Raw genomic sequence first — 12,636 nt, forward strand, 5'->3', positions numbered from 1 at the left:
GCGGTGGCAACGGTGGTGGCGGTGGCGGTCATGGTGGCAATAGTGGGAGCGGTGGCAACAGTGGCCATGGTGGCAATAGTGGTCACAGCGGCAGCGACCATGGGAATTCAGGCCATGCCGGTTCTGGAGCCTCGAACTCCGGTCGCGGTGGTACCCATGCAGAAGCGGGTGACGACCACGGCAACCACGCCCGCGGCGAGGCCGGTGACGACCACGGCGTCCACGTCGGTGGTGAGCCTGGTGATGACCGCGGCGTCCACGTCGGTGGCGAACCTGGTGATGACCACGGCGTTCACGTTGGCGGTGAGCCTGGTGATGACCGCGGCGTCCACGTCGGTGGCGAGCCTGGTGACGACCGCGGCGTCCATGTCGGCGGTGAACCCGACGACGACAACAGCCGGATCTGAAGCGTTTTGCGGCCTCATGCAAAACCCTGGGGATCGGTTTTGCACGAGGCGCGGCAAAAAAACGCGAGTGGGTTCATGGGATTATTTCCCACGTAGCTATACTGGGGTTATCTATCCAGGAATTCGCTGAATGCAATCGTCGACGCTGCCCACCTCGCTCCTCAAAGCCTTGCGGCATGTCATGCGGCCGCTGGTACGCCTGATGCTGCGCAAAAGCGTCACCTACCTGGTGTTTGCCGACCTGCTCAAGGAGGTTTTCGTCGAAGTGGCGGACCGTGAGTTCCGTCTGGGCGACAAGGCACCGACCGACAGCCGCATCAGCCTGCTCACCGGCGTGCACCGCAAGGATGTACGGCGCTTGCGCGACACCAGCGACCCGGCATCTTCCACGCTTCCGGAAAACATCACGTTCGGTGCGCAATTGGTCAACGCCTGGGCCAACGCGCCCTTCTGCAACGACGCCGGCCAACCATTGCCACTGCCACGATTGGCCAGTGTCGGTGGCGACCGCTCCTTTGACGCCCTGGTGGCGAAGGTCAGCACGGATATCCGGGCGCGGGTGGTGTTGGACGAGTGGCTGCGCCTGGGCGTCGTCCGCCTCGACGAACAGGAGCGCGTGCACCTCGAAGCCCAGGCCTTCGTGCCACAAAAGGGCTTCGATGAGAAAACCGCTTACCTGGGGCACAACCTGCACGATCATGCCTGCGCCGCGGTACACAACCTGAGCGGCGAAGGTCCGGCCTTTTTTGAACGCAGCGTCCACTATGACGCACTGACCACGATGAGCGTCGAGGCGCTGCGCGAGGCCGTTGCCAGCGAGGGGATGCAGGCCCTGTTGAGCTTCAACCGACTCGCCGCCGAGCTGGAATTCCGCGATCTGCCCAGCCTTGAACCGCGCCAGCGCATCACGGTCGGTTTGTACTTCTACACTGAAGCTTCCGATCCCGATTCACCAACGGCCCCTAAGCCATGACAGTCAAATTGCGCCTGATTCGTGCAGTCGCCCTCGCTCTGGGCCTCGGGCTTCCGATTGTGTTGCAAGCTGCCCCAGGCTGTGTCAGCCAGAATGACGCGGGCACAAGTGAAGTGCCGGTCATCCAGGCTCCGGGTGGCACCGGCGGTACGGGTGCGGCGCCTGGCGGCATGGGCGGTACCGGCATCAGCACCGACAACGGCGGGGTGGGCGGTACCGGCGCACCGCTGAACAAGCGCCCTGGCGGCATTGGCGGCACCGGTGCCGTTGCAGGCGGCGTGGGTGGCACGGGTATCAGCGACGATAACGGAGGGATCGGTGGTACCGGCATTGTCGGCACCATCACCGGGTTCGCCTCGATCTGCGTCAATGGCGTGGAAGTGCACTTCAGCAATAACGTTCCTGTCAGCGAGAACGGCATTGCCACCACCAGCACCCAGTTGGCAGTCGGCCAAGTGGTTGCCGTGGAAGCGTTCAATTCCAAGCGAGGTCTGGAGGCCGGGCGCATTTCTATCCTGCACGTCTACGAAGGCCCTTTGACAGCCCTGTCTAGAGACTCCATGCCCATGCGTGTCATGGGGCAAGCGGTACGCCTGGCCAGCGGTGCTCAAGTCGCTGCGGGTCTGCGCCCGGGCGATCCCGTACGGGTCAGTGGGCTGCGCGATGCCCGTGGCGACGTGGTGGCCAGCCGCATCGACCGGGCGCCCGGTCTCAAGGAGGCCAGTGCCATCGGCCCGGTGGATCGCAGCGGCTATCTCCAGGGGCTCAAACTCAGTAATCACCCAGGCCCGGCGCAGGAAATGCTGGTGCGCGGCCAGTGGTCCGGCCGCGAGCTGGACGTGACCCAAAGCCGCCCCGACCCGAGCCTGCCCTTCATTGGCCGGGCACACAATGCGGTGATCGAGGGCCTGGTACAGCACCGGCAGGACCGCCATTTGGTGGTGGGTGGCTTTAATGTGACGCTGGCGCGCGACACGGTGTTTGTCGGTGTGCAGCCTTCGGAGCTGGCGCTGGATCGACGCGTGCGGGTCAACGGCGTGTTTACCGGTGCGCGGGACGTGCAGGCAACGCGTATCGAATTACCCCGCGAACGCTCCGATTCGCCAGCCAGCCATCAACATGGGCGACTGCGAACCAGCGAGCAAAACACGGACGACTCAAGTGGCTCGAGCAACTCGGGCGGCTCCAACAGCTCCGGCAACTCCGGCGGCTCGGGGAACACAGGCAGTGACAGGAGCGGCCGCTCCGACAGCGAAGTCCGTGTCGGCGATGATACCCGCCACGGGGGCAATGACAGTCATGGCGGCGGCGACCAGAGGGAAAGCGTGGACAGGTCCGGCAAGTCAGAGCGTGTCGAGAGGGTCGAGCAACCCGACAAAGTCGATAAAGTCGATAAAGTCGAGAGGGTAGAGAAAACCGAAAAGGTCGAACGCCCGGAGAAAGTCGAGAAAGTAGAACGGCCAGAAAAAGTTGAGAAGGTAGAGAAAGTCGAAAAGGTCGAGAAAATCGAGAAGGTTGAACCGGTTGAAAAAATCGATCATTCCGGCAGGTCGGGTTAAACAGTGCAGTCATGATGCACTATCGTCATAAGTAACTAGGCTTGGTAAGTCACGCAACAAAGCATGCGTGTGAACTTCGATGACGCAAGACACGAGGTGAACATGGACCCCAAGCGCATCCTGCTCGTCGGTTGGCTTGCCAGCCTGGCCTTGCCGGCCCTGGCCGATACCTTCTCGACCTCGATCGGAACCGACTACTCTCGGGGCGACTATGGCACCGGTACAACTTCTGAAACCTGGTACGTCCCGCTGGTGGGCAAATACCAGACCGGCCCCATGACCTACAAGCTCACTGTGCCCTGGCTGCGCATCACCAATCCTTCGGTCGGCCCTGATGGCGAGCCGTTGCCTGGTGGTTGCGGCAAAGTGGAAAGCGGTTTGGGCGACACCGTTGCCGGTGCCGACTATGCCGTGATTGACGGCAGCGTTGGCGGGCTGTTCGTGGACCTGATCGGCAAGGTCAAGTTGCCCACAGCCGACGAAGACAAGTGCCTGGGCACCGGAAAAACCGACTATTCCGCCCAGGTCGATGTCGCCAAAGCGTTCGGTCGGGTGACCGGGTTCGCCACTCTGGGCTGGAAAAAATTCGGCGACCCGTCGGGCTCCGACTTCGACAACCCGATATTCGCCGGCCTGGGTTTCGCCATGCCCGTGTTCGCGCGCACCACGGCGGGCGTGTCCTACGACTGGCGGCAAAAGGTCGTTTCCACGGGCGACCAGATCAAGGAACTCACCCTGTTCCTCACGCACAAGCTCAATCAGAACTGGAAGTTTCAGTTGTATGCCGTCAAGGGGTTTTCCGACGCCAGCCCGGATGGCGAGGCTGGACTGGTGTTCAGCCACACCTACTGATTCCCGCCTGTCTCTCTTCACTGATGCGTTTCACCGCTTCGACCCGGGCCATCGCCTGCTGCACACCCTGTTCGGTGACGCCGACCAGGGAGGTGTCATGCCCGTGTGGATCATCGGCATGGCTCAGCGCGTGCTTTAGTCCTGATGTTCGGTCGTTGACACTCAGGCTGACAGCGCTAATCTAAATGGTGTGGGAATATTTCCCACGTAACGATGCCGGCTCTGAAGGATCGTGCGGAAACCGCAGTTGCTCGTTATTGCTACAGATTTATGGCCGTGCCGGTTGGTTGGCCGCTCCAATGGGCGGCCGGGAACTCACTGGACATTGCGTTCGATACGGAGATGACGACGCAACTCCAAGCGGAGGTGCATCATGCTGCTCAAGAAATGTTTGTTGGCTCTGGCAATTGGCGGGGTCCTGTCGGCATCGACTGTCCTGGTGCCTGATTACATCGGTAGTTTCTCCAGCGTTTATGCCAAAGATGGTGGCAGCGGTGGAGGCGGAGGCGGCCACGGTGGTGGCGGCAGCGGCGGAGGCGGCGGTGGTCACGGTGGTGACGGCGGAGGCGGCAACGGTGGTAGCGGCCATGGAGATGGCGGCGGTCATGGTGCTGCTGGCCATGGCGGTGAAGGTCATGGCGGCCCGGGGCGCGGCGACGCTGACCATGGTGGAATGGCCGGGAACAGAGGCCCGGGCAATGCGCATGACAACGACGATGATCATGGTGGAATGGCCGGGAACAGAGGCCCAGGCAAAGCGCATGACAACGACGATGACAACGACGCGGATAACGCCGCAGATGCAGCCAGGGAAGCCGCAGAAGACGCCGGGGACGCTGCGAGGGAAGCTGCGGAGGACGCCAGGGACGCTGCCAGGGAAGCCGCAGAAGCAAGGGACGCTGCCAGAAACGACGCAGATGAGGCCAGGGACGCTGCCAGAAACGATGCAGATGCAGCCCGGGATGCTGCCAAAGCTGCTGCAGATGCAGCCAGAGACGCCGCCAGAGCTGAGGCGGATGCAGCCCGAGCCGCTGCCAGAGCTGCTGGCGATCCGGGCGCAGATGCAGCCAGAGATGCTGCCAGGGCCGCTGCAGATGCAGCCAGGGATGCCGCCAAGGCAGACGCAGATGCAGCCAGAGATGCTGCCAAGGCTGCTGCAAATGCGGCCAGGAACGCAGCCAAAGTAGAGGCGAACGCAGCCAGAGAGGCTGCCAAAGTCGAGGCGAGGGAAGCCAGAGAGGCTGCCAAAGTCGAGGCGAGGGAAGCCAGAGAGGATGTGGCCGACGCCCCGGATGCCCCAGACGCGCCGGATATCGACGTGGTTGAGGTTGAAAACTAGGCCTGCACGTAGCGCAATGAACACGGCAGGCATACCCGCAGAAAACGTCCCGGGAGCTTGAGGGACGTATCGGCCATGAGTCGCAAACCCCTGAAGAGTCGTGGGGTTTGCGACTTCTTTTTGAAGTCTGTCGCACCGTCCGAAACACCGACGAGGATGGTGGCTGATCGTGGCAATCTGGCCTACATGTTGGCCTTGTTACTGGTGGAGCAGGGTCAGGCGCACGAAGCTGCGCACTGGCTGGACGAAGCGGGCAGGGCTCTACCGAACTAAGTAATAAAAGCGAGGGCAATTATCTTCGGGGTCAATATTAAATTAGTGTCTCTTGTTAATTCGATTGAGGTCGTTTCACTGTAGTAATCGTAAGGTTTCAAAAAGCGCACGGTCTTCTTTTTTTGCCGATCGGGCATGGCGCCGAATGACTTGCAACAGGCAATCGGTGAAGCAGAGTGCAGGATTACTCAATGCACCATTGCGGCGTGTCACGATACTCAGCTGTCTGGGTTCAAATTGTTCGTTCAAGTCCAGCGATAACACGCGACCGAGGAAGGGCGGGGCAATACTGACAATGGAAGGCCCCCAGGTGCACATGTCGGCCCGCTCAACCATCATCTGCAAAATGGCTAATGAGTGAGCCCGAACGATTCGGTTCTCATCAATCTGCGCGCCGTGTTTCCAGAACAACTCCTGCATTAACCCATCGTGTCCATCCGGTGCATAGTTCAAGGTCCAATTCTGCTCCAGCAGTTCATGGATCGAGCGGGCGTTCTGTCGTGCATGACCCTCGCGGACCAGCACTGACGTCTGGTACTCCAGCAACGTATTGCAGGCAAACTCCTGGGTTGATTGCGCCGGGTGCAACTGGCCGATAGCGAAATCCATGCTGCCGTCGCGTAGCAGTGGTTGGGCCACGGCCATCAGGCTTTCGTATAGTTCCAGTCTGATGTGCGGCATTCGCTCACGAAAAGCCAGTACCACTTCCGGCAGAAAGGTCAGGGCGATCCACGGCGTGATCCCGATACAGAGTCGTCCCTGAGCCTTGCCACGCATGTGATCGAGTTCGGTTTGCGCATGCTCCAGTTGCTTGATCACGAGTCGGGCATGAGTCAGCAGTACTTTGCCGTATTCGGTGAAATTCAGGCCGCTGGGAGTGCGGGTGAACAGCGGCAGCTGCTGACTGGTTTCCAGTTCTCGCAGCGCTTTGGTCACGGCCGCCTGGGAAATCTCCATCGAACGGGCGGCGGCGCGGATGCTGCCCGTCTCGGCGCTGGCAATCAATGCTTGTAGTTGATGCAGTTTCATCCGCTCACCATTCAGACAACCAAAAGTTGTCATCATAACCAAACTGGGCCTCCCCAGCGCATAGCCCACTCCCTAAGATTGATTCCAGCGGCGCTTTTTCAGGCGCGCAGCCTCTATCGAAGGAGAACAACAATGGATGCCAACCAGGTGCTGCCAGGCATTGCAGCGATCCAGGATGAAATGATCGCGTTGCGTCATAGTCTTCACGCGCACCCCGAGTTGGGCTTTGAGGAGTTTGCTACCAGTGAACGGGTTGCCCGGTGTTTGCTGAGTTGGGGCTTTGAAGTCAGCACGGGCGTGGGCAAGACCGGGGTTGTCGGCACCTTGAAAAGTGGAGAGGGTCGATCCATCGGCTTGCGTGCCGACATGGATGCATTGCCGATTCAGGAAGCCACCGGTTTGCCCTATGCCAGCCGAATTGACGGTGTCATGCATGCCTGCGGCCACGATGGTCATACAGCAACCCTGTTGGCAGCCGCTAAATACCTGGCGCAAACCCGGGCATTCAACGGCACGGTGCAGCTGATTTTCCAACCCGCGGAGGAAGGGCTGGGCGGTGCCCGGAAAATGCTTGAGGACGGCTTGCTCGAGCGCTTCCCCTGTGACGCGATGTTTGCGATGCATAACGTACCGGGCTACCCCGTCGGGCATCTGGGTTTTTACACTGGGCCATTCATGGCGTCTGCCGACACCGTGAACATCAAAATCATTGGCGTCGGTGGGCATGGCGCAGTGCCGCACAAAGCCGTCGATCCAGTGGTGGTCTGCGCCTCGATTGTGATCGCCCTGCAAAGCATCGTGTCGCGCAACGTCAATCCGCAAGACACGGCGATTATCACCGTGGGCTCCATTCATGCTGGCACTGTTTCGAATGTGATCCCGGCCAGTGCCGACATGAGTTTGAGCGTGCGCGCACTGACCCCTGAGGTTCGCCAGTTGCTCGAAGCAAGAATCATCGAGGTAGTCCAGGGGCAGGCGAGCAGCTTTGGCGCCCAGGCGCACATCGAATACCAGCATTGTCATCCCGTGTTGATCAACGACACCGAGTCGACTGCGTTTGCCCGAGAGGTCGCGCGGGGCTGGTTAGGCGACGACCATCTGATCGACGGCTTGCGCCCCTTCACAGCGAGTGAAGATTTTGCCTTCATCCTGGAAAAATGCCCCGGCAGCTATCTGGTGATCGGCAATGGCGAGGGGGACCGCGGGTGCCAGCTGCACAACCCCGGCTACGACTTCAATGATGCTTGCCTGCCAATTGGCGCGAGCTACTGGGTCAAGCTGGTCGAGCGTTTTCTGCGTTGAGACGCCGTCTTGGCGAACGTCAGTTTGTACAAAAATAGTCTGCGACCTGAAGAGGAATAAAAATGAACAAGATGATTGCAGCGGTTTCCCTGGTGTTCCTGACGGCGTCGAGCCTGGCGGGCGCGGCGGACTGGTCTGGCAAAGTGTTGAAACTGGGTGTGGACCCGACGTACCCACCGCTGGAATACAAGAATCAGGATGGCACGCTGACCGGTTTTGGGGTCGACATCGCCGAAGCGCTTTGCGCAGAACTGAAAACCCGCTGCGTCTGGGTGGAAAGCAGCTGGGACGGGATGATCCCGGCACTGCTTGCGCGCAAGTTTGATGCGGTGGCGTCTTCGATGACCGTCACACCCAAACGCCTGGAGCAGATTGCGTTTACCGACAAGGTGTCCAATGCACCGACACGGTTAGTGGCCAAGCGTGGATCGGGATTACAGCCGACCCTCGAATCGCTCAAGGGCAAGCGCATTGGTGTAGTGCAGGGTTCGACCCAGGAGTCCTATGCCAAAGCGGTTTGGGGTTCCAAAGGCGTGGACGTTCTTTCCTATCAAAATCAGGATCAGGTGTACGCCGACCTGGTAGTGGGGCGACTTGATGCCTCGTTGCAGGGTTCCATTCAAGCCAGTTACGGCTTCTTGAAGACAGCGGCGGGTAAGGACTATGACTTTGCCGGTGCCACTCTGGATGCCCCGGGTTTCTTCGGCGTCGGTGATGGCCTTGGTCTGCGCAAGGAGGATGTCGCGTTGCGCGAAGACTTGAACAAAGCCCTGGCAACCATTCTCGCCAACGGTACTTACGCGCGGATCAACAACAAGTACTTCGATTTTGACGTCTACGGCGCCAACTAACGCGTCGTCGTTACCTTGAATAGGGCGCTCGTTCGAGCGCTCTATTGCCCCCTTCACCTCACCCTAACAAGAACAAGGAGAGTGAGATGCTTCTGGAAGGTTTTGGCCCGCAGATTCTGCTGGGCACCCTGGCTACCATCAAACTGGCGCTTTGTTCATTACTGATCGCCGTCCTGGCCGGGCTGATGGGCGCCAGTTCCAAGTTATCGTCCAATCGTTTGTTGCGCACGCTGGCCACGGCTTACACGACCGTAATCCGCAGCATGCCGGACCTGGTGATCATGTTGCTGCTGTTCTTCAGCCTGCAGATGGTGCTCAACCGGATGACCGATTGGCTGGGCATTGCCCAAATTGATATTGACCCGTTTCTGGCCGGTGTCGTGACGCTGGCATTCATTTACGGGGCCTACTTTACCGAGACTTTTCGCGGCGCCTTCCAGGCAGTCCCGGCGGGGCAGATCGAAGCGGCGAGGGCCTACGGCATGACTCACGGGCAGACCTTTTGCAAAATCCTGTTCCCGCAAATGTTGCGTCATGCGCTACCCGGCATTGGCAACAACTTGCAGGTGTTGATCAAATCGACTGCGCTGGTATCGATCATCGGCCTGACAGATGTGGTCAAGGCCACCCAGGATGCGGGCAAGGGCTCGATGCAGTTCTTTTACTTCACGCTGGTCGGTGGCCTGATCTACCTCGCCATTACCACGGTTTCCAATGGTGTGTTGATGTGGCTGGAGCACCGCTACTCGGTCGGTGTCAGGAAGGCTGCGTTATGAACGGCATTCTTCAGGACTACTGGCAGGCTTACCTGTGGAGTGACGGGCCATATTTTTCCGGGTTGGCGGTGACGTTGTGGCTGCTCATACTTTCGGTGGTGATTGGTTTTGTGCTCGCGGTGCCGTTGTCGATTGCCCGCGTCAGCCGCAACCCGCTGCTGCGCCTGCCGGTCTGGTGTTACACCTACGTGTTTCGTGGCACCCCGTTGTACATCCAGTTGCTGTTCTTTTACACCGGGGTGTACAGCTTGCATGTGGTGCGGTCCCAGGACTTTCTCAACGCGTTTTTCCGTGACGGTTTCAACTGCACTGTACTGGCGTTCGGGCTCAATACCTGTGCCTACATGACCGAGATTTTCGCCGGCTCCATCAGAGCGACAGCTCATGGCGAAATCGAGGCTGCCAGCGCTTACGGGATGAGCCGATTCACGCTCTATCGCCGGATCATTCTGCCGTCGGCGTTGCGTCGAGCGCTGCCGCTTTTCAGCAATGAAGTGATCTTGATGCTGCACTCCACCTCGGTAGCTTTCACCGCCACGGTGCCTGATTTGCTGAAGATTGCCCGGGATGTAAATTCGGCGACTTATGCATCTTTCACAGCGTTTGGCATCGCCGGGGTGTTGTATGCCACGAGCGCATTTTTCCTGATCGGGCTGTTTCGTCGCGGCGAACTGCATTGGCTGGCCTACCTCAAACTGCGCACGCACTGACCCCTATTGGATTTGCTCGAATGTATAAATTGATTGTTGAAGATGTACATAAAAACTACGGCAGCCATGAAGTCCTGAAGGGGGTCTCACTTAAGGCCAAGGCCGGCGACGTGATCAGCATCATCGGCTCCTCGGGGTCTGGCAAAAGCACCTTTTTGCGCTGCATCAACCATCTGGAAAAACCCTCGGCCGGGCGCTTCATCGTTAATGACGAAGAACTACGCACCCGCAGGAATGCAGAGGGCGAGCTTTGTGTGGTCGACCCCGGGCAATTGCGGGTCATGCGCAGTAAATTGTCGATGGTGTTTCAGCACTTCAATCTGTGGAGCCATATGACAGTGCTGGAGAACCTTATCGAGTGCCCGATGAGCGTGCTGGGTATCGGCCGGAAGGAGGCGCTGGAGCGGGCACGTCATTACCTGGCCAAAGTGGGCTTGCCACAAAAGGTCGAGGTGCAATACCCGGTCCATTTATCCGGTGGCCAGCAGCAGCGGGTAGCCATCGCGCGGGCGCTGGCCATGGAGCCGGAGGTGATGCTGTTCGATGAGCCCACTTCTGCCCTCGACCCCGAGCTGGTTGGCGAGGTGCTCAAAGTCATGCAGCAGCTTGCGCAAGAGGGTCGAACAATGGTGGTGGTCACTCATGAAATGGCGTTTGCTCGACAGGTGTCAAATCACGTCATCTTTTTGCATCAGGGTCGGGTAGAGGAGCGGGGTGCACCAGATAGTGTTCTGGTACATCCTCGGAGCGAGAGGTTGCAGCAGTTCCTGGCAGGGAGTCTCAAGTAGTTACGCTAGCAGCATCAACGTGAGTATCAGGAAGAGGGAATTATCTCGCGAGCCAGCGTCTCGTTGATACCGACGTATTTATCCGTCTAGCCAGAAACCTGCTGGCTTCAGCATCGATCAGATCCGTGCTGCTGTAGATGAAAAAAATGAAGAGAAAATGAAGTCCCAACCGAAACAGCGAACTGGTTATCCAAGGCCTTGCCCTTTCTTCCGGTGTTGAGTTTGTCGCAATACACAGGGGACAGGTCATTGTAGGGAATTGATGGAATCCAGGCGTATATTGATAGTGTCGATCCAGATAGTTGAGGCGGTAGTAAATCGTCGGTGGTGTGACAGTCGAGAGCGCTGGGGGAGCTAGATATCCCGGAACGTTTGGAGGTGTTACATGAGCCAATATCAACGACTCTTTCTGATAGCCGGTCCGGTCATGCGTCACACCCCGGCGTTGGAGCGAGCTGTCGCCATTGCCGAAGCCACTGGCGCAGCGCTGCATATCACGGTGTTTATCGAAGACTCCAACCTCTTGGGTTTGATGAGCGCCGGTGCGCGCTTTCGTGAGGCCTGTCAGCAAGAAAACGAAAAGTGGCTGAAGGATGAGGCTGATCTAATCCGCGGACGCGGAGTCGTAGTGAGCACTGAAGTGCATGTTACGCGCACCGCGCTGCAAGAAATACTTTGGCATGTGGCAGAAATGCAGCCGGATCTGGTTATCAAGGATGTGCAACACGAGTCAGCGCTCAAGCGCGTTTTCATTACCCCTCTGGATTGGCACTTGTTGCGCGAATGTCCGGTGGCTGTGCATCTGGTCAGCGAACTCAGATGTCCACTTCCACGGGTGGTAGTGGCGGCAGTCGATCCGTCACAACCCGAGACTCAGATCACTGGCATCAACGACCGCATCATCCAGGCGGCGAACGGGTTGTCGATGCAATGCAACGCGGAGCTGCATCTGCTGTATGCCTACGATGTATCGCTGACACATATATCCGACGCAGGCGCTGGTGCAGTGACGATGCCAGGCTTCAGCAGCGATGTACGCAAGTCACTGCAAAAGTCATTTATCGCATTGGCTGACCACTATGGCGTACCCACTGAGCGACAACACTTCGTTGCAGGGCCGCCTGGCAAAGCGCTAGCTGACTTTGCAGCGCATCACCGGGCCGATGTGATCGTCATGGGAAATGCGCATCGCAAGGGGCTGGGCAAATGGGTGGGCAGTACGACGGAGCAGGTTCTGTTTCAAGTGCCCTGCAACATTTTCGCCGTTACGGGTTCTGCGGATCAGTGATTGAGAAGACACCGCAAAGCGTAAGTGACTGGAATATTCTCACTGACGCATGGCTATGACCGCACTTGGTTGCAGCCAGTCACCAAGGGACGCAATTGGCCCAGAGCTGACGGTGGCGACAAACAGACATCGGCCAAAAGCTGTTAGCCGGCGTCCACGAAGTAAGGGGTGCTTCAGTGACGACGTGGTCTGGGCTCTCTGTTGCCCTGATGCTTTATATAGGTGCTGGCGGTTTTCATGGTGGCAACCCGGGCGCTTTGGTTGGGAAGAAGAATTTTCAGGTGGGGGGGTTGACCACGTATTTTAATGCTGTACTATTCGCCTCCCGCTAACGAGCAGCTTGATGTTGCTCTTGGCTTAAGTAGTTGATTTTATTGAAAAATCAGAAACTTTTAAGGTTGCAAATTGAAAAGATGCGCTGTAAGATGCGCACCTCGGTTGAGACGAAAGATCTTAACCAACCGCTCTTTAACAACTGAATCAAGCAAT

The 12,636-nt window shown here is 58.6% G+C and carries 12 protein-coding genes and 2 pseudogenes; 12 read left to right on the forward strand and 2 right to left on the reverse strand.

Features of this window, described 5'->3' with window-relative positions:
• The 4 genes and pseudogenes from AC1D1M_RS30885 to AC1D1M_RS30900 all read left to right on the forward strand — a co-directional run.
• Nucleotides 1-407 (forward strand): annotated as a pseudogene (locus tag AC1D1M_RS30885) (hypothetical protein); the annotation flags it as partial.
• A 130-nt stretch (nt 408-537) separates the two neighbouring features.
• Nucleotides 538-1,380 carry a DUF6502 family protein gene (locus AC1D1M_RS30890; RefSeq protein ID WP_477778626.1) on the forward strand — a complete coding sequence of 281 codons (843 nt, stop codon included), beginning with the start codon at nt 538-540 and terminating at the stop codon, nt 1,378-1,380.
• The gene (locus tag AC1D1M_RS30895; RefSeq protein WP_477778627.1) at nt 1,377-2,939 is read left to right on the forward strand and encodes a DUF5666 domain-containing protein; all 1,563 of its coding nucleotides are present in this window, start codon (nt 1,377-1,379) and stop codon (nt 2,937-2,939) included. The genes AC1D1M_RS30890 and AC1D1M_RS30895 overlap by 4 nt, the downstream gene beginning before the upstream one ends.
• Before the next feature lie 102 nt (nt 2,940-3,041).
• Nucleotides 3,042-3,791, forward strand: a complete 750-nt coding sequence (locus AC1D1M_RS30900; RefSeq protein ID WP_477778628.1) for a hypothetical protein — start codon at nt 3,042-3,044, stop codon at nt 3,789-3,791.
• A gap of 43 nt (nt 3,792-3,834) precedes the next feature.
• Here AC1D1M_RS30900 and AC1D1M_RS30905 read toward each other — a convergent pair.
• Nucleotides 3,835-3,972, reverse strand: a pseudogene (locus tag AC1D1M_RS30905) (AraC family transcriptional regulator); the annotation flags it as partial.
• A 292-nt stretch (nt 3,973-4,264) separates the two neighbouring features.
• On the opposite strand from AC1D1M_RS30905, the gene AC1D1M_RS30910 reads away from it, so the two are divergent.
• Together AC1D1M_RS30910 and AC1D1M_RS30915 are read left to right on the forward strand one after the other, a co-directional pair.
• Nucleotides 4,265-4,978, forward strand: a complete 714-nt coding sequence (locus AC1D1M_RS30910) for a hypothetical protein (RefSeq protein WP_477778629.1) — start codon at nt 4,265-4,267, stop codon at nt 4,976-4,978.
• 227 nt (nt 4,979-5,205) lie between these two features.
• Complete coding sequence (locus AC1D1M_RS30915) at nt 5,206-5,403, forward strand: hypothetical protein (protein WP_477778630.1); 198 nt, start codon at nt 5,206-5,208, stop codon at nt 5,401-5,403.
• A 75-nt stretch (nt 5,404-5,478) separates the two neighbouring features.
• On the opposite strand, the gene AC1D1M_RS30920 is transcribed toward AC1D1M_RS30915, so the two are convergent.
• On the reverse strand, nt 5,479-6,432 hold the full coding sequence (locus AC1D1M_RS30920) for a LysR family transcriptional regulator (RefSeq protein WP_477778637.1): 954 nt from the start codon (nt 6,430-6,432) through the stop codon (nt 5,479-5,481).
• Nucleotides 6,433-6,564: 132 nt separating this feature from the next.
• On the opposite strand from AC1D1M_RS30920, the gene AC1D1M_RS30925 reads away from it, so the two are divergent.
• The 6 genes from AC1D1M_RS30925 (at nt 6,565) to AC1D1M_RS30950 (ending at nt 12,147) form a co-directional block, all read left to right on the forward strand.
• A complete protein-coding gene (locus AC1D1M_RS30925; RefSeq protein WP_477778631.1) occupies nt 6,565-7,734 on the forward strand; it encodes a M20 aminoacylase family protein in 1,170 nt (389 codons plus the stop codon).
• Between the two features lie 62 nt (nt 7,735-7,796).
• Nucleotides 7,797-8,585, forward strand: a complete 789-nt coding sequence (locus AC1D1M_RS30930) for an ABC transporter substrate-binding protein (RefSeq protein ID WP_477778632.1) — start codon at nt 7,797-7,799, stop codon at nt 8,583-8,585.
• Between the two features lie 86 nt (nt 8,586-8,671).
• Nucleotides 8,672-9,361, forward strand: a complete 690-nt coding sequence (locus tag AC1D1M_RS30935; RefSeq protein ID WP_477778633.1) for an ABC transporter permease — start codon at nt 8,672-8,674, stop codon at nt 9,359-9,361.
• Nucleotides 9,358-10,071, forward strand: coding sequence for an ABC transporter permease (locus AC1D1M_RS30940; protein ID WP_477778634.1), 714 nt, complete (start codon nt 9,358-9,360; stop codon nt 10,069-10,071). The genes AC1D1M_RS30935 and AC1D1M_RS30940 overlap by 4 nt, the downstream gene beginning before the upstream one ends.
• A 20-nt stretch (nt 10,072-10,091) precedes the next feature.
• Entirely contained in the window at nt 10,092-10,859 is a 768-nt protein-coding gene (locus AC1D1M_RS30945; RefSeq protein ID WP_477778635.1) for an ABC transporter ATP-binding protein, read from the forward strand.
• Nucleotides 10,860-11,244: 385 nt separating this feature from the next.
• Nucleotides 11,245-12,147 carry a universal stress protein gene (locus AC1D1M_RS30950; protein WP_477778636.1) on the forward strand — a complete coding sequence of 301 codons (903 nt, stop codon included), beginning with the start codon at nt 11,245-11,247 and terminating at the stop codon, nt 12,145-12,147.
• Nucleotides 12,148-12,636 lie beyond the last annotated feature (489 nt).

Source organism: Pseudomonas sp. P1_F7, from assembly GCF_056405655.1.